This window comes from Bacillus sp. ISL-57 (genome assembly GCF_018613135.1).
Lineage (GTDB): Bacteria > Bacillota > Bacilli > Bacillales > DSM-1321 > Peribacillus > Peribacillus frigoritolerans.
In genome coordinates this window covers 24,219-47,927 of the sequence record NZ_JAGGQV010000005.1, presented here as the reverse complement: position 1 = coordinate 47,927, position 23,709 = coordinate 24,219, and the positions used below count along the sequence as shown (strand labels likewise).

Sequence of the window (23,709 nt, the reverse complement as noted above, 5' to 3'; positions counted from 1 at the left end):
TTTGAACATAGGGGAATAATAAACTTGTTCTTCTCATCAAAAAAAGTTATGAGGTGACGAATATGCATACGATGTGGAAGGGGAGCATATCATTCGGTTTGGTGAACATTCCGATCAAACTTCATGCTGCAACGGAGGACAAGGATATATCTTTAAGGACGTTGCATAAGGAATGTCATACACCGATTAAATACGAGAAGGTTTGTCCTGTATGCGAGAAAGAAGTGGGAAAGGATGATATAGTCCGCGCTTTTGAGTATACAAAGGGAAAGTTTGTTGTATTGGAAGACCATGAACTAGAACAACTGAAAAAACAAAACGAAGAAAAAGCCGTGGAAATCGTGGATTTCGTTAAAATTGAAGAAATAGATCCCATTTATTTTAACCGGAGTTATTACATGTCCCCAAATGACGGGGGGATAAAAGCTTATTCCCTTTTAAGGCAGGCCCTAAAAGAATCGAATAAGGTTGGGTTGGCAAAAATCATCATTCGCTCCAAAGAACAATTGGCGGTAATCCGAGTCGTTGATAATACCTTAGTTATGGAAACGATTCATTATCCGGATGAAGTCCGCTCGACAGCGGATGTTCCGAATATCCCTGCCAATGATACCATTGTAAAAAAGGAAATCGATACTGCCGTATTATTGATAGATCAATTAACGACTACTTTCGATCCGACAAAATACACCGATGACTATCGAACCGCGTTACTAGAATTGATTGAATCAAAGAAAACGGGACAGACGACGATTACAGCGAAAACAAAAGAACCAGTTTCCAACAATGTAACCGATTTAATGGAGGCATTACAGGCGTCCATAGACCGTACCAAACATGATGAACCGGAAAAGAAAAAGACGACCCGAAAGAAAGCGGCACCGAAAAAAAAGAAACAAGCGTAAACAGGAAGCTGAGCGGAAGACGCATGATGTCGCTCGGCTTTCTGCTTGTTAATCAGGCTTTTTATAAGGAAATGAAAGGGACTTGATAAGGAGGGCAGGAAGGTATAAATAGGTAGGTCGATCACGATGCAAGAAACTGCATGGAATTACAGGGAATTAGTGGATATTAATGAAAGCAAAAAAAATTCGCTCCCTAAAGAGCGACAATGAGGAATTCAATCGTGAAAATCAACATATAGGCGAACGGTTGTAGTTTTCGACTATATATTGTGTTCATATTCTACCATATTTAATTCTGAAATAGCAACTAAATTACTGAAACTAACCTATGAATTTTTCTGGAAATCAATGATATTTCGCCCATTTACTGATCATATGGCTTTTTCTATTCATATACATATAAAAAGGTACTGAATAAAATGGATTTTTAGTATAATTTATACATATAGGATGATATAAATTTAATATGAATGGAAGATGCAAAATGGAAAATGGAAAAATCAAATCACTACATGCGGGGAAGCCGAAACATGAAATTTTTTCGAATATCGATATCTTTTCAGCCATGGATAAACAAGCACAGGATAATTTGACAGTGACTAAAGCTGGCATAACCGGTGATGGTGTCGGTAATGAAAAGTTCCATGGAGGCCCTGATCGGGCTTTGTGCTTTTACCCATTTGAGCATTATTCATTATGGAATGAAAAATTCTCTAAAAAGCTGGATATCCCTGCATTCGGTGAAAATTTAACGATAGCGGGGATGAGGGAAGAAACAACGTATATCGGTGATATTTATCAAATAGGCGATGTGGTTGTTCAAATTAACCAAGGGAGGATACCTTGTTCGACCATTTCCCTCTTCAATCAAGAACCTAAGTTTTTGGAACTTGTGCTGAAAACGAGTTTCACTGGTTATTTTGCAAGAGTACTTCAAGAAGGAACGATAAATAAACAAAACGAGATTGTGCTGATAGATCGTCTACAAGAAAAAATTTCTGTCCATTACGCCGCAGAGGTCATCCTTCATAAACGAGATGGGCTAGAAGGTGCTAAGGCCTTACTTGCACTAGACCCGTTGGCGGAAGACTGGAAACAAAGGATCTTAAAGAGGGTTCAAGCAGCAAAAGATTGAATGATTTTTGCAAAAGTTAAAAAAATGTCGATCAGGTATTGAAATTGACAGATTATTAATGTAAATTAAATATAATCAAATTTTGAAATCTTATGAAAATTATATAAATGGATCTTATCGAGAGAGGTGGAGGGACTGGCCCGAAGAAACCTCAGCAACCAGCTTAGGCAAAGGTGCTAAATCCAGCAAGCAGAGCTTGATAGATGAGGAGAATGTTTCAAAAACCTTCTTCTTTGAGAAGGTTTTTTTTCCTTTTCTCTCATACTCATAGAATACGACAAAAACAGGATTGTTTTTGAGAGAGGGTGTAATGATGAATTTTCGTAAAGAATTAAAAGAAAGAATGCTGGTCGGGGAAGGTGCAATGGGGACCTTGCTTTACTCTAATGGCATCGATCAATGTTATGAGGAGTTAAACTGCACGAACCCAGATCAAATAGAGTCCATCCATCGAGCCTATCTGGAAGCTGGTGCAGATATCCTTCAATCGAATACATACGGAGCCAATTTCAATAAATTGAAGCGGTATGGACTTGAAGATGAAGTGAGCAGAATCAATCGCCAGGGAGTCATTCTTGCTAAAAAAGCCGCAAAAGGAAAGGCATACGTCTTCGGTACCATAGGGGCACAGAGAAGTATCAGGAAATCGGATTTAAGCATAGAAGAGATAAAACGGGGTTTTCGTGAACAGCTATACAGTCTGTTGATGGAAAATCCTGATGGGATTCTCCTGGAAACATTTTATGACCTGGAAGAACTGGAAACCGTCCTGCAAATCGTTAAAAATGAAACTGGACTGCCGATCATCGCAAATGTCTCGATGCATGAACTGGGGAATCTTCAAAATGGAATCCATTTAAATGAAGCCTTTCAAAAACTTGAGCAATTGGGTGCCGATGTGGTTGGTGTGAATTGCCGCCTCGGACCACATCATATGATTCGGGCCTTGGAAGAAGTGAGTTTGCCAAAGCAAGCAGCGATTGCCATATACCCTAATGCCAGCCTGCCGGATTATGTCGATGGAAGGCTCGTCTATAAAGCTGTGCCGGAATATTTCGGTTCCAGTGCCCTGGAACTTCGCAAGCAAGGTGCCGCAATCATAGGAGGGTGCTGTGGAACGACTCCACTGCACATTCAAGCTGTAAAGAATGCGGTTGGAAGTTTGGTTCCAGTAAAATATAAATTTACGAAATCCCGCGAAATAGAAAAAATTGAAGTGAGCGTTAGAGAATTGGAACTTCCCCTGTACGAAAAGGCCAAAACGGAAAGGACGATTCTTGTTGAGCTCGATCCACCGAAAAAGTTGGGAATAGAGAGCTTCATGATTGGTGCTGAGGTTTTGAAAAAAGCAGGGGTCGATTCCATCACATTAGCGGATAATTCACTTGCCTCACCGAGGATATCGAATGATGCACTGGCTAATTTACTGAAGAACCAATTGAATATAAAGCCGATGGTGCATATAACATGCCGTGATCGAAATTTGATCGGACTGCAGTCCCATTTAATGGGTCTGCAGACGGTGGGGTTGAACGAATTATTGATCATCACCGGAGACCCTTCAAAAATAGGGGACTTCCCGGGTGCCACTTCGGTTTATGATTTATCTTCCTTTGACCTGATAAGTATGGTCAAACAATTTAATGAAGGTCTTTCCTATTCCGGTCAAAGCTTGGGCCAGCGGGCAAATTTTAAAATTGCGGCAGCTTTTAATCCCAATGTGAAATATCTGGATAAAGCCGTACTGAGGATGGAAAAGAAGATTGCCTGCGGTGCACAATCCTTTTTGACGCAGCCGATTTATTCCGTGGAGCAGATCGAAGAAGTACATGAAGCTACAAAACATTTGGAAACCCCGATTTTCATCGGTATCATGCCGTTGACAAGCACTCGGAACGCCGAATTCATCCACAATGAGATCCCAGGCATCAAATTGCCTGATAATGTTAGAAGGGCTATGGCTTTAGCGGGGGATGACCCTGTAAAGTCAAGGATTGAAGGGGTGAATATCGCGCGGGAACTGGTGGACGCGGCAAGGGAGAAGTTCAAGGGGATTTATTTAATCACTCCGTTCCTTCGCTATGAAATGACGGCTGAACTTACGAAATATATTAGAAAAGTCGATAGTAAACAGACATCAGAGGTGGAAAGCACATGAATAAAAAAGCGATTCAAGATCAGTTGAATTCTAAGATTCTCCTTCTTGACGGAGCGATGGGAACGATGCTTCAAGCGGAGAATTTGACAGCAGACGATTTTGGCGGGGAACAATTCGAGGGCTGCAATGAATATCTATCACTGACGCAACCGGAAATCATCCAATCCATTCATGAAAAATATTTAGCGGCGGGCGCAGATATCATAGAAACCAATACCTTTGGAGCGACCAGCATCGTCCTTGAGGAATATCAAATAAGTACGATTGCCTACAAGTTAAATAAAATTTCGGCAGAGCTTGCCGTTAAAGCTTGTGAACAGTATTCCAATGATGAATGGCCAAGATATGTAGCTGGCTCGATGGGCCCCACTACAAAAACGCTTTCCGTAACGGGCGGAACGACTTTTGATGTTTTAACAAATTCTTATGAAGAACAGGCACTGGGTCTCTTGGATGGCGGGGTAGACTTGCTGTTGGTGGAAACCTGTCAGGATATGCTTAATGTCAAGGCAGCCTTTTCTGGAATCAAAGCAGCATTCGCTAAAACGGGAAAAGATGTGCCAGTCATCATATCAGGAACAATCGAACCGATGGGCACGACACTTGCCGGCCAGTCCATAGAAGCTTTTTATTTATCGGTTGAACATATGAAGCCAGTAGCTGTCGGCCTTAATTGTGCAACAGGGCCGGAATTCATGATAGATCATATCAGGACACTTGCAGATATATCAAATAGCGCCATCAGCTGTTATCCGAATGCCGGGCTCCCTGATGAAGAAGGCCACTATCATGAATCACCTACTTCCCTGGCAGAGAAAATGAAGCAATTTGCCGAAAAGGGATGGGTCAATATCATTGGCGGATGTTGTGGTACGACACCAGAACATATTAAAGAACTTTCCAGGGTACTCGAAGGCATGAAGCCCCGTACAATTACGGAAACTGCCCATGGTCATGCCGTATCAGGGATAGAGCCGCTAATTTATGATGATTCAATGCGTCCTTTATTCGTAGGGGAGAGAACGAATGTTATCGGTTCCCGAAAATTCAAGGAGCTGATACGTGGAAAGCATTACGAGCCAGCTGCCGAAATTGCGCGTAACCAGGTAAAAAAAGGTGCTCATGTCATTGATATCTGTCTTGCTGATCCTGATGGGGATGAGCTTGGCGACATGAAGGAATTTGTAGAAGAAGTCGTCAAAAAAGTGAAAGTCCCATTGGTCATCGACACTACGGATGAAGTCGTACTTGAACAAGCATTAAAACATTCACAAGGAAAATCGATCATAAATTCCATAAACCTTGAAGATGGTGAAGAGCGCTTTGAAAAAATAGTACCCTTAATCCATCAATATGGTGCTGCAGTTGTCGTAGGAACCATTGATGAAATTGGGATGGCCGTTGATGCGGAACGGAAATTGGAAGTGGCTTCACGGTCTGTGGATTTGCTCGTTAATAAGTACGGTCTAAACAAAAATGACATCATTTTTGATCCGCTGGTTTTTCCTGTAGGCACAGGGGATGAACAATATATTGGATCTGCATTGGAGACGGTGAATGGAATAAAGGCTATTAAAGAAAAGTTTCCGGAATGCCTAACGATACTTGGGATTTCCAACGTTTCTTTCGGTCTGCCGGCGAGGGGAAGGGAAATATTAAATGCCGTTTTCCTTTACCATTGTACAAAAGCGGGTCTCGATTATGCTATCGTGAATACAGAAAAACTTGAACGTTTCGCCTTGATACCGGAAGAGGAAGTGAAACTGGCTGAGGCACTCCTGTTTGAGACTTCAACTGAAACTTTAGCGATTTTCACCGAATTTTATCGTGGAAAAAAAGCGGAAAAGAAGGATAATGGTGTGATCCTGCCATTGGACGAACGTCTTGGTAACTATATTATCGAAGGAACGAAAGAAGGATTGATTAAAGATTTAAATGAAGCTATAGAGCGCGGTGATACCCCATTGGAAATCATCAATGGCCCATTGATGGATGGGATGAGTGAAGTGGGGCGGCTGTTCAATGACAACCAACTTATTGTCGCAGAGGTGCTTCAGAGTGCTGAAGCGATGAAGGCGGCTGTAGCTCACCTTGAACCACTTATGGAAAACTCTGAAGATAGTGCTAAGAAAGGGAAAATCCTGTTGGCGACCGTCAAGGGAGATGTGCATGATATCGGGAAAAACCTAGTGGATATCATCCTTTCCAATAACGGCTATGAAGTCATTGATTTGGGAATAAAGGTCGCACCGCAACAAATCATTGAAGAGGTTCGTAAACATGAGCCAACCATCATTGGCCTATCTGGGTTACTTGTCAAATCTGCACAGCAAATGGTTTTAACCGCACAGGATTTAAGGCAGGCGGGAATAGATACCCCAATTTTAGTTGGAGGGGCAGCATTATCCCGTAAATTCACCGATTTTAAAATTTCACCTGAATATGAAGGGCCGGTTTTATATTCCAAAGATGCGATGGATGGTTTGGCGGTAACGAATATTTTACATGACGCCGACAAAAAAGTGGTGTACTTGGAAGAGTTGGTCGAGAAACGAGAAAGATCGAAAGCGAATGCCGCCATTGCTGCCACTTTGGAGAAACCTGTTCGTAAGCAGTCCACAGCGGCTCCTTTAAGCGATGTTCCTGTTCAAACACCGCGTGACATCAAACGTCACGTCCTGAAAAACTATCCATTGGATGTCGTCCAACCATATATAAATAGGCAAATGCTGATTGGTCATCATTTGGGGTTAAAAGGCAAAGTTTCCGAATTGCTTAAACAAGGGAATGAAAAAGCAGTGCAGCTCAATGATCTCGTTGACGAATTGATCGAATTCCTAAAGGCGGAACCGGAATATGGTTTGAACGGAGTTTATCAATTTTTCCCTGCTCAAAGCGAAGGAGATAAGCTATTTATATACAACCCGGACAATCATCAGGAGGTTTTGGAAACTTTCGAATTCCCCCGGCAAGATACGAATCCGCATCTTTGTTTAGCGGACTTCGCAAAACCGATCTCCTCCGGGCAAATGGATTATGTTGGTTTCTTCCTGGTCACTGCCGGAAAAGGAATCAGAAAATGGGCAGAAAAACTGAAGCTTGAAGGTGATTTCTTGAAAAATCACGCCCTTCAATCACTTGCTCTCGAAACAGCTGAAGGGTTCGCGGAAAGAATTCATCAATTAATGCGGGATGATTTAGGTATAAGCGATCCGATTGATATGTCCATGAAAGAGCGATTTGCAGCTAAGTACACCGGGCAAAGGTTTTCATTTGGTTATCCTGCTTGTCCTAATCTGGAAGACCAGGAGAAGCTATTCCGCCTGTTGCAACCTCAAGATATTGGCGTGGAATTGACTGAAGGATGCATGATGGAACCAGAGGCTTCCGTTTCCGCCATTGTTTTTGCACATCCTGAAGCTCGTTACTTTAATGTCGATCGATAACTTCATTTAATAAAGGCAGCGGTATTTTTTACCGCTGCCTTATTGCGCATGAAACCCCTTAACTGGTACACCTTAATGGTCAAAAGGAAGGGGATGCAGCACCTATGAAGAAGATGCTAAAATTAATTCTTGTCATGGCGAGTTCTTTCATTATTATTTTGTTTGATGTGGATGTGCATAGCATTCAAGTGCATGCAGTGGTTCCTGAAGAGATGACACCGCTGCTAAAAAGTAAGGAGAATCAGAAAATCGCTTATTTGACCTTCGATGACGGACCATCCTTGAATACCATGGAGATATTGAATATTTTGGACCGCTATCATGTTAAGGCCACATTCTTCGTTAAAGGTAACGAAGAACCATACGCAAAGAGATGTTATCAGGAAATGATATCCCGCGGTCATTCGATCGCCCTTCATTCTTATACACATGATTATTCCATCGTTTATCGGTCGACTGAGAGTTTCTTTCAAGATTTGAATAGGCTTGAAACCATGCTGCAAGAGGAGTATGGGATAAAAAGCCGTATTGTGCGCCTTCCTGGCGGCTCGAATAATCGGCTGCGGCATCAGGCATCAACGAAACCGATCATCAATGGAATCCTTCAACAACTAAAGGAAAAAGGGTATATTTATTTTGATTGGTCCATTGACTCGACAGATGGCTTCAGTCCGTCAATAAGTGAACAACAAATCATTTCTGCTGTACAAAAAGGGACGAAAAATCAAAAGCATGTTAATATCTTATTGCATGATATCAATAGTATGAAAAATACAGTGAAAGCGTTGCCAGATATAATTGAATTCCTTAAAAAAGAAGGATATGCCTTTGATACTATTGATGAGACTACGCCGAAAATGCAATTTAATTGATGAACACATTGTTTAACTATAGTAAATTAAGGTATAGGATATTGAGATTACAATGTGAAAGGATTTATCGTCTCTATGATGCCATCATTGTTTTTATCACATGGAACACCGCTATTAGCTTTGGAAAAGAATAGCTATACTCTTTTTTTGAAGGAGTATATGCAAACTATGAAGAAACCTGCTGCCATCGTTATTTTGTCAGCACATTGGGAAAATGAAGATCAAATGATTTCTGCAGTGGGGAAGCATGAAGTCATTTACGATTTTGCGGGATTTCCTGAAGAAATATTTCAGATAACATATCCTGCGAGGGGATGCCTGGAGCTGTCAGATCGAATTTTAACCTTATTGTCCAGGATAGATGTATTTGGGGAACTTGATGAAAGGCGCCCCCTGGATCATGGAGCATGGGGGCTTTTGCATATCATGTACCCGGAAGCTGATATCCCGACCGTATCTATGTCCATTAGTCCTTCGCTGCCATTGGACAAGCAGTATGAAATTGGGAAAGTATTGAGGGAATTAAAGGAAAATAATGTCCTGATCATAGGAAGCGGTGGAATTGTCCATAATTTCACACATATTCAGAAAGATATGCATGTTGCAGAGGGATGGGCAATCGAGTTTGAGAACTGGGTCGAAGAAAAAATAATGAATTGGGATTTGCAATCTTTGTTCAATTATGAAAATATCGCCCCTTACAGTACAGAGGCTGTCCCTTCCAAAGAGCATTTCATTCCATTGGTCATCGCAATGGGCTCAGGGGATGACAATAAAAAAGCGGCTCTTCTGCACAGAAGCTTTCAATATGGCAATCTAAGTTTAACAGCTTGGAAGTTTGAATAAGGTGAAAGGGTTTTCAAACTAGTTAAATTTACCTGAAAAATAATCATTATACAAAAATACAAAAATCTTTTTTTAGCGAAAAAAAGACTTAAATGAGCAAAAAAGACAGTTAAAAGCGATTTTTGACGAATTAAGCAGAAATATAGTTGAAAAAAGGTTGTATAAAGTGGTTTAACCTTTGGATATTTCGACAAAAACATGTTAATATAACATCTGAAAACGTTTTATCCTTTAAAATTTTATTATTCAATAACCAAAGTTATTTATTATATATCTTATATATATCATATATTTGGGGAAAATTTAGAAGAAAGAAATTTGGGGATGGATAAAACGGAATGAAAAAAATTATGAGAAAAATTTGGGGGTTTACAAAATGACCATCAATGATTCTAAGGTATTAGACCACTGGAAAGCTTTTTCGGGTCCAAACCTTGGGTATGTCATGGAGCAATACGATTTATTTCTAGCCAACCCGGAAGAAGTGGATCCGGAACTGAAAAACTTTTTTGAAGTAGCAGGTCCTCCTTCATTCGATGTATCGGCAGAAACAACGACTGTAAGTGCATCAACTGTACAAACTGGAGAAGTTCTTCCAATGAAGAAAATTATGTCTGCAGTTAAGTTAGCTGAAAATATCCGTGCATACGGGCATCTTGCTGCAAATATTTATCCTTTAAAAGAAGAAGCTCTGGACACTGAACAAATTCATTTTGAAAAATATGGCTTGACTGCAGATGATTTAAGGAAAATACCGGCTGACTTTATTTGTCCCGAATCACCTGAAGACGTGAAAGACGGATACGAAGCCGTACAATACCTAAAACAACTCTATACAAAAACGATAGCCTTTGAATTTCATCATGTTAATGACTTGGATGAAAAGCAATGGCTTACTGATATGGTCGAATCTGGAAACATGTTCCCGGAAGTGGGAAAAGAGAAAAGAGAACTATTACTTAAACGATTGAATGAAGTAGAAGGTTTCGAGAAATTCCTTCACCGCACATATGTAGGGCAAAAACGTTTCTCAATTGAAGGACTGGATGCTATGGTTCCGATTTTAGATGAAATGATTTCACAAACTGTCCAAAACGGAACGGGTAATGTGAATATTGCCATGGCTCACCGTGGACGTTTGAATGTGCTTGCACATGTATTAGGAAAGCCTTATGAGGTCATTTTCTCTGAATTCCAACATTCACCGAATAAAGATTTGGTTCCTTCCGAAGGTTCGACAGGCATTAACAATGGATGGACAGGTGATGTTAAATATCATTTAGGTCTGGACAAACAGATTACTAAAGCTAATATACAAAAAGCAAGGATTACACTTGCCAATAACCCAAGTCACTTGGAAGTAGTCGGTCCAATCGTGGAAGGGTATTCTCGTGCGGCTCAAGAAGACCGTACAGAAAAAGGATTCCCGGTGCAAGACATTTCCAAATCTCTTGCAATCCTCATTCATGGTGATGCTGCATTCCCAGGTGAAGGAATTGTACCTGAAACGTTTAACTTAAGCCGTTTACGCGGTTATCAAGTTGGCGGAGCAATCCATATCATCGCCAATAACATGATCGGTTTTACAACGGAAAGTGAAGATTCACGTTCAACCTTATATGCTAGTGATTTGGCAAAAGGCTTTGAAGTGCCGATCGTGCATGTAAATGCAGATGATCCAGAAGCATGTATGGCTGCTGTGAACCTTGCTACCCTATATCGTGAAAAATACAACAAGGATTTCTTGATTGACCTGATCGGTTACAGACGTTTCGGCCATAACGAAATGGATGAGCCATTGGTGACTCAACCTGAAATGTATGCATTAATCCATAAGCACCCAACCGTAAAAGAGCTTTATGGGAAAAAACTTATTGAATCCGGCGAGTTCACTGAAGCTGAAGTTAAAGCGATTGCTGAGCAAGTGGATACAAGGCTTGCAGATGCATATGCGAAAATTTCCGGAAATAAACCGGAAGCTTCCAAAGAGTGTAATCCTCCTGGGATTATTGAAAAAGGACTTCCAGCCATTGAAACGGCAGTTCCGAAACAAGAACTTGTTACAATTAACGAAGAGCTTGTTAAGTGGCCGGAAGGATTCACCCCTAATAAAAAATTAGGAAAGATTTTATCACGTCGCTTGGATTCCTTTGGTCCTGAAGGAAAAATCGATTGGGCACATGCCGAGACATTGGCTTTTGCCTCGATTTTAAGTGACGGCACGCCAATCCGTTTGACAGGACAAGATTCAGAGCGTGGAACATTCGCACAACGTAATATCATGTTACACGATAGTGTTAATGGAAAAACATATTCACCACTTCACACACTTGAAACTGCCAAAGCTTCATTCGCTGTTCATAACAGCCCACTTACGGAAACGGCAGTTCTGGCATATGAATATGGTTATAATGTTTTTGCACCTGAGACACTTGTATTATGGGAAGGCCAATTCGGTGACTTCGCCAATACAGCGCAAGTGATCTTTGACCAATTCATCGCGGCTGGCCGCGCAAAATGGGGTCAAAAATCAGGTCTTGTCATGCTGCTTCCACACGGTTATGAAGGACAAGGGCCAGAGCACTCAAGTGCACGACTGGAACGCTTTCTTCAATTAGCAGCTGAAAACAACTGGACAGTTGCTAACTTAAGTTCGGCAGCTCAATACTTCCATATCCTTAGAAGACAAGCTAAGATTTTGGATCAAGAACAAGTACGTCCGCTTGTCATCATGACACCGAAGAGTATGCTTCGTAATCAAGTGATGGCTTCTACAACAGAAGAATTCAGTGAAGGCGCATTTGAATCATTCGTAGAAACTAAAGCTTTGGGCAAAAAACCTAAATCGGTTGAACGCATTGTTTTTGCAACAGGTAAATTGGCGGTTGAACTTCGTGAAAAAGCGGCAACTGAAAAAAATACGGATTGGTTGCAAATCATCAGTATCGAAGAAATTTATCCATTCCCATTCACTGGAGTTCAGGAAGCCCTGAAAAAATATACAAATCTTAAAGAAATCTTCTGGGCTCAAGAAGAACCTAAAAACATGGGTGCTTGGACATTTGTTGAACCTCGCCTAAATGCAGCGGCTCCTGGCAATCTTTCAGTAACATATATAGGAAGGAAGCGCAGATCAAGCCCGGCTGAGGGAGATCCACTTGTCCATAAAAATGAACAACAACGGATTATGACTCAAGCAATTACACGCAATAATGAGGGGGAGAAGTAAAATGGCTGAAGTAAAAGTACCTGAATTAGCAGAATCAATTTCTGAAGGATCTATTGCGCAATGGTTAAAACAACCCGGTGATCACGTTGAAAAAGGAGAATATGTCCTTGAACTTGAAACGGATAAAGTGAACGTTGAAATCATTTCAGATTATACTGGTACACTTTCGGAACATTTAGCAGAAGAAGGCGATACTGTCCAAGTCGGACAGGCTATCGCCATCGTTGATGAAAATGGATCAGCTGCAGCAGCTCCAAAAGCGGAAGCTCCTAAGGTTGAAGAAGCTAAAGCAGAACCAGTTAAGGCTGAACAAGCGGCTCCTGCTAAAGAGGCTCCAAAAGCGGAAGCGAAAGAAGCATCATCCACTCAACAAGTTATTGCATCACCAGCTGCAAGGAAATTGGCTCGTGAAAAAGGAATTGACTTGACTCAAGTGCCTGTAGCAGATCCACTGGGTCGAGTACGTGTACAAGACGTAGAAGCAGCAAGTAATGCACCTGCAGCTCCTGCAGCACCGGCGGCAGCTCCAAAACAAGCTCCTGCAACTAAACAAGCAGCCGCTCCTGTTGAAGTAAATGATGACCGCATTGAAGTGGTTAAGATGACACGCCGTCGTCAAACCATTGCCAAACGTCTAGTTCAAGTACAATCAGAAGCAGCCATGCTTACAACTTTTAACGAAGTCGATCTTTCTGCAGTCATGGAATTGCGTAACCGCCATAAGGATTCTTTCGTGAAAACAAATGATGTTAAACTTGGTTTCATGTCATTCTTCACTAAAGCGGTCATTGGCGCATTGAAAAAATATCCGTTATTGAATGCTGAAATCCAAGGCGACCATATCCTGAAAAAGAACTTTTATGATATCGGTGTAGCAGTATCCACTGATGAAGGTCTTGTCGTTCCGGTTGTAAGGGATGCCGACCGCAAAAGCTTTGCTGAAATCGAGAAGAACATTTCTGATTTAGCTGTTAAAGCGCGTAACAACAAACTGGGACTTTCAGATTTATCAGGTGGTACTTTTACCATCACTAACGGAGGGACTTTCGGTTCCCTATTATCAACACCAATATTGAATGCCCCTCAAGTTGGGATCTTGGGCATGCATACAATCAAGACTCGTCCAATCGCTGTTGGAGACCAAATCGAAAACAGACCAATGATGTACCTTGCATTATCTTATGACCACCGTATCGTAGACGGAAAAGAAGCTGTTGGTTTCTTGGTGGCCATCAAAGATATGCTTGAAGATCCAGAACAACTTTTACTTCAAGGCTAATAAAATAATACTACCCCCCTGTCATCTTGACATGGGGGGTTTTTTTGTTGAACAGAAAGGATATTTTCATAGAAAAAAAGATAATGAAATTCAACAAAGTTCATTTCTAATAAAAAATGAATGTTTTTGAATGTATTTTTGGATGAATTTGATTATTTTTAAACGTTTATGATTGATTATTCCTTCATTTTCATATATGATGATGATATTAAAGTGAGGTGGGTGAATTGTTGACAACTGAAAGGCACCAGTTCATCTTATCGATCCTTAAAGAACAAGGAACGGTAAAGCTGCAGGAGCTTGTAGATCAGTTACAAGCCTCGGAGTCGACCATTCGGAGAGATTTAGTGCAACTCGAAGAAATGAAGCTCTTGAAACGCGTACATGGCGGGGCCTCTTTACTGCAAAGAAAAGGCCTTGAACCAACAACTATGGAAAAGAAATACAAAGCAAGAGCTGAAAAACAACTTATAGCAAAGCTGGCGGCTTCATTCATAGAGAAAAACGATTGTATATATCTTGATGCAGGCACGACAACTGCCGAAATGATTCCTTATTTAAAAGATAAAAATATAACGGTGCTGACAAATGGTCTTATGCATATTCCAAAACTCATCGAATTGGAAATCAAAACAGTGTTAGTTGGCGGAACGATAAAGTTTTCGACAAATGCGGTTATAGGAAGTAATGCTGTACAGTTTTTGAATGAATACCGTTTTGATAAATGTTTCTTGGGAATGAACGGCATCCATCAAGAATTGGGTTTCACAACCCCCGACCCGGAGGAAGCCCTGCTGAAGAAGATGGCATTACGTCTCTCTAACGAGACCTACGTGCTTGCTGACAGTTCAAAACTTAATGAAGCTACTTTCGCCAAGGTGGCAGATGTAAGCGATGCCATTATCCTTACTGACAGCAATGATGAAGAGGCTGTTGCTCACCTTCAAAAAAATCCAAAGGTAAAGGTCGTGACCATTTAATGATTTATACAGTGACACTTAATCCATCCATCGATTACCTGGTCGAAGTGGAGAGCTTTCAAATGGGCAAGGTAAATCGAACCAGTTATGATGCAAAATTCCCTGGGGGGAAAGGGATCAATGTTTCCCGTGTGCTAAAAAGGCTGGGAAATAGTACAACAGCGTTAGGATTCATCGGTGGACAAACAGGTGAATTTGTTAAAAGGTTTTTAAGACAGGAAGAGATTTTCACGGACTTTACAGAAATAGCTGGAGATACAAGAATTAACATTAAATTGAAAACAGGGCTTGAGACCGAAATAAATAGCCAAGGGCCAGTCATTTCAAAAGGGAATTATCAACAATTATTTAGTCAGATTGAACAGTTGAACAATAATGATATCCTCATTTTGTCAGGAAGCATCCCTCCAAGCGTTCCTTCGGATGTATACGAAGCCATGGCAAGGTCTTGTACCCATAATGGCATTAAAGTGGTGGTGGATACTAGCGGCAAGGAATTACTGAATGTCCTTCCACACCGGCCATTTTTAATAAAGCCCAATCATCATGAACTGGGTGAGCTTTTTTCCACCGAAATAAGTACCATTGATGATGCTAGGGAATATGGCGCTAAATTGGTTGAAGCAGGAGCACAAAACGTTATTGTCTCAATGGCGGGACAGGGTGCCGTGCTTTGCTCGGGTGGAGAATCATATTCCGCAAATGTTCCAAAAGGGAACGTCATCAACTCAGTGGGTGCCGGTGATTCCATGGTCGCAGGTTTCATCGGGACATATGAAAGAACAGGGGATATTCTATCCGCTTTCCGCTTCAGTCTTGCGGCAGGAAGTGCTACAGCCTTTTCATCCGATCTCGGTACATTGGATAAAATTGAAGAGTTATTACCGCAAATTGCTATCAATCAACTAACAGGAGGCTGACTCTATGAAAATTACAGACTTGTTAAAATTGGATACAATCATAATCAATCTTCAAAGTGTTACAAAGCAAGCAGTCATTGATGAACTATCAGGAAAGTTAGCCGAGGCGAACAGGTTAAATGATGTCGATGGTTTCAAAGCTGCCATCTTAAAACGTGAAGAGCAAAGCACAACCGGGATTGGTGAAGGGATAGCCATACCGCATGCAAAAACAAATGCTGTAAAGATACCTGCCATCTGTTTCGGCAAATCGGTCAGTGGTGTGGATTATGAATCGCTTGATGGACAGCCGGCCCATTTGTTCTTTATGATTGCAGCCAGTGAAGGAGCGAATGCAGATCACTTGGAAACCCTTTCCAGGCTTTCCTCGTTACTGATGGATGATAAATTCAGGACCCGATTGATTTCTGCTTCTTCTGGTGAGGAAGTGTTGGAGATAATCAATCAGAAAGAAATGGAAGCTTATGAAGAAGAAAGTGAAGAGCAGCAATCGAGTAATGGCGCCAGCAGTAACGATAAAGGGGGTAAAATCCTTGCCGTTACAGCTTGTCCAACAGGAATTGCCCATACTTATATGGCAGCCGATGCGTTAAAGGCCAAAGCGAAGGAAATGGGAATCGATTTCAAAGTGGAAACAAATGGTTCCACAGGTATAAAAAATGGACTAACCGCAACAGAAATTGAAGAGGCGGATGCCATTATAGTTGCGGCTGATAAGCAGGTTGAAATGGATCGTTTTAATGGAAAACATGTCATTATTGTCCCTGTTGCCCATGGGATCCGGAAGACCGAGGAACTGTTAACCAGAGCCGTGAATCAGGATGCACCTGTTTACAAAGGAACTGGAAATGATAAAAATGATGAAGGTGATTCAGCTAAAAGAGGATTGGGGATTTACAAGCACTTAATGAATGGCGTAAGTAATATGCTTCCATTTGTCGTCGGGGGCGGAATCTTGATTGCGCTTTCTTTCTTTTTTGGAATTGAGGCAGCCGATCCGGCAAATCCGGATTATAATCCCATTGCCAAAGCATTAAGTGATATTGGTGGGGGAAATGGAGCCTTCTTCTTACTTGTCCCAGTACTCGCAGGATTCATTGCTTCAAGTATAGCCGACCGTCCAGGTTTTGCCCCTGGTATGGTAGGGGGATTATTGGCAGCACAGGCTAATGCCGGTTTTCTTGGTGGACTGATCGCAGGTTTCCTTGCAGGTTATGTCGTCTTACTATTAAGAAAATTGTTTTCCAAGTTACCGCAAACACTTGATGGCATTAAACCGGTTTTACTTTATCCTGTATTCGGGATGTTAATTACAGGGTTTATCATGATATTTCTCATAAATGAACCAGTAACTGCAATTAACACAGGCCTGACCAATTGGCTGCAGGGCTTATCCGGCACGAACGCCATATTCCTGGGCTTGATACTTGGGGGTATGATGGCTGTGGATATGGGTGGCCCCTTAAATAAAGCGGCATTCACTTTTGGGATTGCAGCCATTGAAGCATCAAGTTTTGGACCGCATGCTGCAGTTATGGCTGGCGGAATGGTTCCTCCTCTTGGAATCGCACTTGCAACTACATTCTTTAAAAGTAAATTCAGTGAAATGGAAAGGAAATCCGGTTTCACTAATTACTTCATGGGTGCTTCATTCATTACAGAGGGAGCCATTCCTTTTGCGGCTGCGGATCCATTGCGGGTTATTGTCAGCAGTGTTGTTGGATCAGCGACGGCAGGAGCGCTGTCAATGGCTTTTAGTGTAACATTGCCAGCGCCGCATGGGGGTATATTCGTCATCCCCCTAGTCAACCATCCTTTCCGCTATTTGCTGGCGATTTTAATAGGAGCCCTCATTACCGCTTTAATATTGGGATTCTGGAAAAAGAAACAAAAATAAATATTCTACAAAAGCGGGTCCGGGATAAATGGACCCGCTTTTTATTATTTCCATTCCAATATTTCGATCCGGTTGCCGAAGGGATCGGATAAATATATACGGTTCGCACCGGGCAACCTTCCATCTTCTGTAAAAGAAATATGCTTAGTCATTAAATGTTGTTTAAATTCGTTGAGATTTTCAACTTCAATTGCTGGGTGCGCTTTTCTTGCGGGAATGAAATGATCTTCCGTTCCGACATGAATCTTGATTGATCCCGATTCGAACCATAACCCGCCATTGGAACTTAATGACGGAGGCTTTTTCACTTCCCGGAACATTAGTATCTCAGTGAAAAACTTCCTTGATTGGTCCTCGGTATTTTTAGGAGATGCTAATTGGTAATGGTCGATTGACTTAAAAATGAAGTTCATCTTGCACCCCCTTCCAATTCCTTATATATCCAATTTTAAAATAAAAAGATTAATAAGGATAGATTATTTTTTTAATTGCCATCGATAAGATTTCCTTATATTTTAGTCGTGATTGGTTTAAGAAAGCATGGATTTTTATGTTTATGGGTAAAGGTGATTAAAATGAACAAAAGGAGTGAATGTACATGCTGAAGAAAAATACCTTAAAAACGATGAAAAGGGATGATATGATTGATGTTACGACAGAAGTACAGGCATTCATCAAGGAAAAGGGGATTCAAGAAGGGGTAGCTCTTATATATTGTCCACATACGACTGCTGGGATCACGATCAATGAAAATGCTGACCCCGATGTCAAAAAGGATATATTAAGAAGACTGGATGAGCAATACCCATGGAATCATACATTGGATTTACATATGGAAGGAAACACGGCTGCCCATTTGAAATCAAGTACGGTTGGTTCTTCACAACAGGTGATCATCCATAAAGGGAGCTTAGTCCTTGGTACTTGGCAAGGTGTGTATTTTTGTGAATTCGATGGTCCAAGAGAAAGGCAATATTTTATTAAATTATGTGTCGACCAGTAAAATGGAAGGTACAGCATGGATGAAGTGGGAGGAAGCGGATTGGACGATGTTCGGATTGAAGGAAGCAAAGTCATATTGAGGAATGTTAAACAAGACGATTTAAAACGTTTATGGAGCCTCAAATATGGCGAAACAGATCCAGAATGGAAAAAGTGGGATGCGCCTTATCTCCCTCTTGAACTCATTGATTTCCATACGTTTATCGATAAAGAAACGAAACATAAAACCTATGATGAGAAAATCGGGGCTCACTCTGAGCTATTAATGGAAAAAAACGATCAAATTATAGGATCTGTTGTATATTACTGGGAACATGAACCTTCACGCTGGCTTGAAATCGGGATTACTATTTTTGATCCCAAGTATTGGAATGGCGGTCATGGGACAGAAGCATTAATGATGTTCATTGGGTATTTATTCGAAAGCCTGGAGATTGAACGGGTTGGACTTACAACTTGGTCAGGTAATGAACGCATGATTGCAGTTGGCAAAAAGGTGGGCATGCAAGTAGAGGGAAGACTGAGAAAATGCCGCTATCATGATGGTTATTATTATGATTCAATCAGAATGGGAATGCTGCGGGAAGAGTGGGAATCATTAAAATTCCGAAGGTAAATGGAACCGAGAAAATTTTTCCTTCATTTCCTTGGAAAAAATTTAGCACTGTTTTCTCCCATATGGTCTGTTATCCTAGGAAGGTGCTTAACGAGGAGGTAACAGGATGAAATTATCAGTATTAATATCCGTGATAATGACTCTAAGTGTCATCGTACTTGGTATAGCTTTTCCTAAGGGAACGACAAGTGAAGCTTCTGATGGGGCAACCAAACATGTTATTAAACAAGGTGAATCGATCTGGGATATCGCAAAGCAGCACGGTGTGCCGATCGGAAAATTAAAAGAAGTCAATCATAACGTAAATAATGTTGCCGAACCTGGTAAAACATTGATTATTCCGCATGTAATGAATGATAAAGATAAAGAATTATTAGCAAGGCTTGTGCATGCAGAAGCCAAAGGGGAACCATACAGAGGAAAGGTCGAGGTGGCGGGAGTTGTTTTGAATCGCCTTGATAGCAATGAATTCCCTGATACGGTCCGGGAAGTGATTTATCAAAAAAACCAATTCTCGCCTGTTGGTGATGGCAGTATTAACAAACCGGCAGGAAATGATGCCAAGAGAGCTGTCAATGAAGCATTGGCTATTCATGGCTACACAAATGATGCCTTGTATTTTTGGAATCCCAGTATTTCGGACAGCGAATGGATGAAAAAATTAGAAGTAATAAAAATTATCGGCGGACACCATTTTGCCATATAAACTGCATCACAAGAACCGGCTTTCCAAATGGGGAGCCGGTTCTTTTATTTTAGAATAGTTTAACCGATATCAGCCCACATTTCGCGGGGATTCAGTTCATAAATGCTGTTTTCGCGATACATGATGCTTCCGATAATGAGTTCACGTCTTATGGTTGCATAATCATCATGGAAAGACTGGATGACTTCATTCAGTTCTTTTTCTGGATATTTACGTCCCTTTTCCAGAAGGCTTCCAATATGATGAAGTACGATCATTTTCTTTTTTCTCTGTGCTGGTATAGTTTTTAGGCGACCATCTGGAGTAAAGAAGTTTTCAAGAATCTTTTTATGTTCTAAAATCAGCTTTTGATTATCCATTTTATTGGAGTCCCCCTTAGTTGAAACGATTTTAGGTAATGCTGATGAATAATGCTTCAGTACATCTTCATTTAAAAAATAATAGACCGTATTTTTTTCCCTCCGATCCTTCACTAAATTAATGTCTTTCAATTTCGATAAATGGTGTGAGATGGTAGGAGCCGTCAATTTAAGTATTCCAGCAAGTGCCTGTCCGTGTTTTGGACCGTTTGACAGGATGGATATTATCCTGATCCTTGTCACATCGCCAATCGTCTTGTGGAAAGCCACCAATTTTTCTAACTGCACTTTTATCCCCTTCCTTTTAATTAGATTATTATCTAATTAGATAATAATCTAATTAGTGGCAGTTAATCAAGTTACTATTCACTTTTCTATATTGCTTGGAAGATCTGATGTATACTTTAGGGGAATACTAAAAGAAAATCCGGAATTAAGGAGCTGTAACATGGCCAATACTCATGTTTATACAAAAAAAGAAGAAGTGGTCAATGCGATAACCCACGGTGTCGGCGTTTTGTTGAGTATTGCCGCACTTGTGTTTTTAATCATATTCTCAGACCAAACAGGGTCGCCGTGGAATGTAGTCATTTCGGTCATATATGGTGTTTCCATGCTTCTTTTATACGTCTCTTCCACTTTAGTGCATAGTTTTCCAGAAGGTAAAACAAAGGATATATTTGAAATCTTTGATCATTCAGCCATATATATATTCATTGCAGGAACATACACGCCCATCATGCTTCTTGTGATCAAAGGGTCACTGGGCTGGACCCTGCTAGGTATCATTTGGGGAGTTGCAATCATTGGCGTCATCTTCAAAGCTTTCTATGTGAAAAAATTCCTCTTCCTTTCGACGATTCTTTATATTGCCATGGGGTGGATGATCGTTATCGTTTGGGGACCACTCACAGCTACGATGCCTGCAGCGGGTATCCAGTTACTGATTGCAGGGGGATTGCTTTATACGTTTGGAGCCATCTTTTATGTTTGGCGAGGTTTTCCGTTCCATCACGCGGTTTGGCATGTATTCGTGCTTGGGGGAACTGCCACACACTTTTTTGCGGTATTGTTTTATATCCTTCCACTATGATCACTTGGCCGATTTGATGTATTTGAGAGAGCGGTTGAGGTTTTAAATGACCCCGATCAGGAAATAATTTAGGTATACAATCTAAAGGAGGAAAAGACTAATGAGAAGATCAATCAAAATATTATCAGTGCCGTTTGCCGCTATGATTGTTTTGGCCGGATGCGGCGAAGAAAACGATGAAGTGAAAAACCCGCCGGTTCAGGAAAATGAAAATCAAGCGGAAAATAATCCTGAAACAGGTACGGATAATAATGAAAAACTGCCTTTCACATATAAGGACTTTCAATTAGAAGTGGATTATACCGGCAATGATAACGAATACGAAGCTGAATATGATACAATGGGAGCACAAACTGAAGCTTCGATCGAGGACAAACTTAACAAACACGAAGCTCACGGTGATGAAGCAATGAAAGAATTGACGCCGATTCTAGAAAAATTGACATTCAATAAAGATTCAACAGATGAGGAAGTCATTCAAGAAGTGACAAAAGCTTTTAATTTGAAGGATGACTATCAAGAATTTGATTTAGAGGTCGTTTTCGAAGATAGTACGAAAAAAGAATATAAAGTGAATAATAAGTAACTAAAATACGTTACTATATTCCACATATTCATATGTGCCGACAATAGTTGTCAAATTACTGTTCCTATAGTAAAATGATTTCGGTTAGCAAAGGGGATAATATACATTTGCTATTCATATTCGGACTTATGGGGATAGGACCGCAATAAACACTTGCAAAAAAGATTCTTTTTTAAGAGTCTTTTTTTTTGCAGTCATCTGGAAGTTAATATAGAAGAAAAGAGAGGATACCATAAGCGGTATCCTCTCTTTCATATACCCATCATTGGGAAATTGGTGCATTTTTTTTAGGCAGCATATTAGCCGACGCTAACCTTGAACGGATCGTGATGCCAAGCCAAGATGCAAGGAATGCCTTTAAAACGCCTACGATTATAAATGGTGCAAAACCGCTGGCAAATGCCACTGGCCAAGATAATGAACTCATATATTTTAACCAAACCGTACCGATTACCAAAGTAATTATCATCCCGATTGTATTTGCAACGAAAGCCATTGCAACTGAGAAACGGGTTTTTTCCAATATCAGACCCGTTATATATACTGTCGGGATATAGGATAATAAATAACCGCCAGTCGGACCGAATATCTTAGCTAGTCCCCCAGACATTTCAGCGAAAACCGGTACGCCCGCTGCCCCTATGAACAGGTATAATAAAACGGAAGAGGTTCCATAACGTGAACCCAGTATCGTTGCTGCCAGTCCAACAGCTAGAGTCTGTCCTGTAATCGGAACTAAGGGCAGTGGAATTGTAATTTGGGCAAGTATTCCTATAAGTGCTGCAAATAATGCTGTAACCATCATCATTCTTAACTTCTCATGACGCTCCTTCATCGTGTTTCCTCCTAATGTAAACCTGGTTATGTAACGAGTTAACATATAAAGAATTTTAATATGTTAAGTAAACACTGTCAATGGTATTATGCATTTTATTTCAATAATGGTCCTAGAGAATACAGGGTTTTCTAAATGTAAATTCAAAACTTGGAAAATAAATGAAACTTTTTTATGCATCATTCGTATGTATGGTAAGCGAAGTAAATGGAGGGGATTAAAACCATAGATTAATAATATTGGTAAAACGCTTATCATAGGCCATTAAAGCACTATGCGGCTTGGAAAAATCGAATTTAAAGGATGACAGAGATGGAGTTATTTGGAGTTCCATTAGAAACAGTCTATTTATATGGGTTAATTATATTCGGGGGGGCAACATTCTTATTTATCTTGTTTAATGATATATTTTCCGGCCTGGAATTACCTGATATATTTAATCCTACACTCATTTTTAGCTTTTTGACCGTGTTTTTTGCAAGTGGTTTTTTGCTTGAATCGCTTTCAGGGCTTAATGCTGGATTGTGTGGCGGCATTTCCCTCATCATTTCATTTACCATCGTCACTTTACTGAATGTATTTGTTTTGATTCCCATTTCATCAGCGGAAGAAAGTTTGACATTTCATGATAATGACCTGAGAGGAAGGGTCGGCAGGGTTCTCACATCAATCCCTGTTGACGGGTTTGGGGAAGTACTGATAGAAAGCATCAGTGGAAGCATCGCAAAAACTGCGGCTAGCTTTAAGAATGAAGGAATTGTTTCGGATACAAAGGTCTTGATCATCGAAGTGAAAAATGGGGTTATCTATGTTATACCCCACCAGGATTGAAAAAAGAATAGGAG

Annotated in this window: 20 protein-coding genes and 1 riboswitch; of the genes, 17 read left to right on the top strand and 3 right to left on the bottom strand. The window is 40.7% G+C overall.

Features of this window, described 5'->3' with window-relative positions:
• Window positions 1-62: 62 nt before the first annotated feature.
• From ku to J7I90_RS10860, 11 genes are all read left to right on the top strand, one after another.
• The gene (ku, locus tag J7I90_RS10910) at window positions 63-905 is read left to right on the top strand and encodes a non-homologous end joining protein Ku (RefSeq protein WP_214771455.1); all 843 of its coding nucleotides are present in this window, start codon (window positions 63-65) and stop codon (window positions 903-905) included.
• Window positions 906-1,389: 484 nt separating this feature from the next.
• Window positions 1,390-2,040 carry an MOSC domain-containing protein gene (locus J7I90_RS10905; protein WP_214771452.1) on the top strand — a complete coding sequence of 217 codons (651 nt, stop codon included), beginning with the start codon at window positions 1,390-1,392 and terminating at the stop codon, window positions 2,038-2,040.
• A 111-nt stretch (window positions 2,041-2,151) separates the two neighbouring features.
• Window positions 2,152-2,250: riboswitch (SAM riboswitch) on the top strand.
• A gap of 103 nt (window positions 2,251-2,353) precedes the next feature.
• Window positions 2,354-4,198, top strand: coding sequence for a bifunctional homocysteine S-methyltransferase/methylenetetrahydrofolate reductase (locus tag J7I90_RS10900; protein ID WP_214771450.1), 1,845 nt, complete (start codon window positions 2,354-2,356; stop codon window positions 4,196-4,198).
• The gene (gene metH / locus J7I90_RS10895) at window positions 4,195-7,644 is read left to right on the top strand and encodes a methionine synthase (protein ID WP_214771448.1); all 3,450 of its coding nucleotides are present in this window, start codon (window positions 4,195-4,197) and stop codon (window positions 7,642-7,644) included. Before J7I90_RS10900 ends, metH begins: the two co-directional genes overlap by 4 nt.
• 104 nt (window positions 7,645-7,748) lie before the next feature.
• Window positions 7,749-8,516: a polysaccharide deacetylase family protein gene (locus J7I90_RS10890; protein ID WP_214771446.1), complete on the top strand. Its 768-nt coding sequence runs from the start codon at window positions 7,749-7,751 to the stop codon at window positions 8,514-8,516.
• Window positions 8,517-8,591: 75 nt separating this feature from the next.
• Window positions 8,592-9,362 (top strand): dioxygenase family protein, encoded by a 771-nt coding sequence (locus J7I90_RS10885; RefSeq protein WP_214771444.1) that lies wholly within the window; start codon window positions 8,592-8,594, stop codon window positions 9,360-9,362.
• Window positions 9,363-9,738: 376 nt separating this feature from the next.
• Window positions 9,739-12,591, top strand: coding sequence for a 2-oxoglutarate dehydrogenase E1 component (locus tag J7I90_RS10880; protein WP_214771442.1), 2,853 nt, complete (start codon window positions 9,739-9,741; stop codon window positions 12,589-12,591).
• A 1-nt stretch (window position 12,592) separates the two neighbouring features.
• Window positions 12,593-13,870, top strand: a complete 1,278-nt coding sequence (gene odhB, locus J7I90_RS10875) for a 2-oxoglutarate dehydrogenase complex dihydrolipoyllysine-residue succinyltransferase (RefSeq protein WP_214771440.1) — start codon at window positions 12,593-12,595, stop codon at window positions 13,868-13,870.
• A 227-nt stretch (window positions 13,871-14,097) separates the two neighbouring features.
• Window positions 14,098-14,850 (top strand): DeoR/GlpR family DNA-binding transcription regulator, encoded by a 753-nt coding sequence (locus J7I90_RS10870; RefSeq protein WP_214771437.1) that lies wholly within the window; start codon window positions 14,098-14,100, stop codon window positions 14,848-14,850.
• Window positions 14,850-15,770 (top strand): 1-phosphofructokinase, encoded by a 921-nt coding sequence (pfkB, locus tag J7I90_RS10865; RefSeq protein WP_214771435.1) that lies wholly within the window; start codon window positions 14,850-14,852, stop codon window positions 15,768-15,770. The genes J7I90_RS10870 and pfkB overlap by 1 nt, the downstream gene beginning before the upstream one ends.
• A 4-nt stretch (window positions 15,771-15,774) precedes the next feature.
• On the top strand, window positions 15,775-17,667 hold the full coding sequence (locus J7I90_RS10860) for a PTS fructose transporter subunit IIABC (RefSeq protein ID WP_214771432.1): 1,893 nt from the start codon (window positions 15,775-15,777) through the stop codon (window positions 17,665-17,667).
• A gap of 44 nt (window positions 17,668-17,711) precedes the next feature.
• Here J7I90_RS10860 and J7I90_RS10855 read toward each other — a convergent pair whose 3' ends face one another.
• Window positions 17,712-18,080, bottom strand: coding sequence for a VOC family protein (locus J7I90_RS10855; RefSeq protein WP_214771428.1), 369 nt, complete (start codon window positions 18,078-18,080; stop codon window positions 17,712-17,714).
• Window positions 18,081-18,265: 185 nt separating this feature from the next.
• Here J7I90_RS10855 and J7I90_RS10850 point away from each other — a divergent pair, with 185 nt between their 5' ends.
• The 3 genes from J7I90_RS10850 to J7I90_RS10840 all read left to right on the top strand — a co-directional run bounded on the left by J7I90_RS10850 (window position 18,266) and on the right by J7I90_RS10840 (window position 19,991).
• Entirely contained in the window at window positions 18,266-18,670 is a 405-nt protein-coding gene (locus J7I90_RS10850) for a secondary thiamine-phosphate synthase enzyme YjbQ (RefSeq protein WP_214771425.1), read from the top strand.
• Window positions 18,671-18,709: 39 nt separating this feature from the next.
• On the top strand, window positions 18,710-19,285 hold the full coding sequence (locus tag J7I90_RS10845) for a GNAT family N-acetyltransferase (protein WP_214771493.1): 576 nt from the start codon (window positions 18,710-18,712) through the stop codon (window positions 19,283-19,285).
• 106 nt (window positions 19,286-19,391) lie between these two features.
• Entirely contained in the window at window positions 19,392-19,991 is a 600-nt protein-coding gene (locus J7I90_RS10840; RefSeq protein WP_251025224.1) for a cell wall hydrolase, read from the top strand.
• A gap of 59 nt (window positions 19,992-20,050) precedes the next feature.
• Here the strand turns inward: J7I90_RS10840 and J7I90_RS10835 are convergent, their stop codons facing one another.
• Window positions 20,051-20,638, bottom strand: a complete 588-nt coding sequence (locus J7I90_RS10835; RefSeq protein ID WP_214771422.1) for a DUF2087 domain-containing protein — start codon at window positions 20,636-20,638, stop codon at window positions 20,051-20,053.
• A 160-nt stretch (window positions 20,639-20,798) separates the two neighbouring features.
• Between J7I90_RS10835 and trhA the strand changes: the two genes are divergently transcribed.
• Both trhA and J7I90_RS10825 read left to right on the top strand, forming a co-directional pair.
• The gene (trhA, locus tag J7I90_RS10830) at window positions 20,799-21,443 is read left to right on the top strand and encodes a PAQR family membrane homeostasis protein TrhA (protein WP_214771419.1); all 645 of its coding nucleotides are present in this window, start codon (window positions 20,799-20,801) and stop codon (window positions 21,441-21,443) included.
• Between the two features lie 100 nt (window positions 21,444-21,543).
• Entirely contained in the window at window positions 21,544-22,029 is a 486-nt protein-coding gene (locus J7I90_RS10825) for a YusW family protein (RefSeq protein ID WP_214771416.1), read from the top strand.
• A gap of 262 nt (window positions 22,030-22,291) precedes the next feature.
• On the opposite strand, the gene J7I90_RS10820 is transcribed toward J7I90_RS10825, so the two are convergent.
• Window positions 22,292-22,864 (bottom strand): biotin transporter BioY, encoded by a 573-nt coding sequence (locus tag J7I90_RS10820; RefSeq protein ID WP_048679976.1) that lies wholly within the window; start codon window positions 22,862-22,864, stop codon window positions 22,292-22,294.
• A gap of 312 nt (window positions 22,865-23,176) precedes the next feature.
• On the opposite strand from J7I90_RS10820, the gene J7I90_RS10815 reads away from it, so the two are divergent.
• Complete coding sequence (locus tag J7I90_RS10815) at window positions 23,177-23,695, top strand: NfeD family membrane protein (RefSeq protein ID WP_214771413.1); 519 nt, start codon at window positions 23,177-23,179, stop codon at window positions 23,693-23,695.
• The last annotated feature ends 14 nt before the right edge of the window (window positions 23,696-23,709 follow it).

Excerpts from the sequence above, each read along its gene's own strand:
- pfkB (WP_214771435.1), top strand. The coding sequence starts at position 14,850 with ATGATTTATACAGTGACACTTAATCCATCCATCGATTACCTGGTCGAA.
- J7I90_RS10860 (WP_214771432.1), top strand. The coding sequence starts at position 15,775 with ATGAAAATTACAGACTTGTTAAAATTGGATACAATCATAATCAATCTT.
- J7I90_RS10850 (WP_214771425.1), top strand. The coding sequence starts at position 18,266 with ATGCTGAAGAAAAATACCTTAAAAACGATGAAAAGGGATGATATGATT.
- J7I90_RS10840 (WP_251025224.1), top strand. The coding sequence starts at position 19,392 with ATGAAATTATCAGTATTAATATCCGTGATAATGACTCTAAGTGTCATC.
- J7I90_RS10900 (WP_214771450.1), top strand. The coding sequence starts at position 2,354 with ATGAATTTTCGTAAAGAATTAAAAGAAAGAATGCTGGTCGGGGAAGGT.
- J7I90_RS10885 (WP_214771444.1), top strand. The coding sequence starts at position 8,592 with ATGATGCCATCATTGTTTTTATCACATGGAACACCGCTATTAGCTTTG.
- J7I90_RS10905 (WP_214771452.1), top strand. The coding sequence starts at position 1,390 with ATGGAAAATGGAAAAATCAAATCACTACATGCGGGGAAGCCGAAACAT.
- J7I90_RS10890 (WP_214771446.1), top strand. The coding sequence starts at position 7,749 with ATGAAGAAGATGCTAAAATTAATTCTTGTCATGGCGAGTTCTTTCATT.
- odhB (WP_214771440.1), top strand. The coding sequence starts at position 12,593 with ATGGCTGAAGTAAAAGTACCTGAATTAGCAGAATCAATTTCTGAAGGA.
- J7I90_RS10855 (WP_214771428.1), bottom strand. The coding sequence starts at position 18,080 with ATGAACTTCATTTTTAAGTCAATCGACCATTACCAATTAGCATCTCCT.
- J7I90_RS10880 (WP_214771442.1), top strand. The coding sequence starts at position 9,739 with ATGACCATCAATGATTCTAAGGTATTAGACCACTGGAAAGCTTTTTCG.
- ku (WP_214771455.1), top strand. The coding sequence starts at position 63 with ATGCATACGATGTGGAAGGGGAGCATATCATTCGGTTTGGTGAACATT.
- J7I90_RS10825 (WP_214771416.1), top strand. The coding sequence starts at position 21,544 with ATGAGAAGATCAATCAAAATATTATCAGTGCCGTTTGCCGCTATGATT.
- J7I90_RS10820 (WP_048679976.1), bottom strand. The coding sequence starts at position 22,864 with ATGAAGGAGCGTCATGAGAAGTTAAGAATGATGATGGTTACAGCATTA.
- J7I90_RS10815 (WP_214771413.1), top strand. The coding sequence starts at position 23,177 with ATGGAGTTATTTGGAGTTCCATTAGAAACAGTCTATTTATATGGGTTA.
- trhA (WP_214771419.1), top strand. The coding sequence starts at position 20,799 with ATGGCCAATACTCATGTTTATACAAAAAAAGAAGAAGTGGTCAATGCG.
- metH (WP_214771448.1), top strand. The coding sequence starts at position 4,195 with ATGAATAAAAAAGCGATTCAAGATCAGTTGAATTCTAAGATTCTCCTT.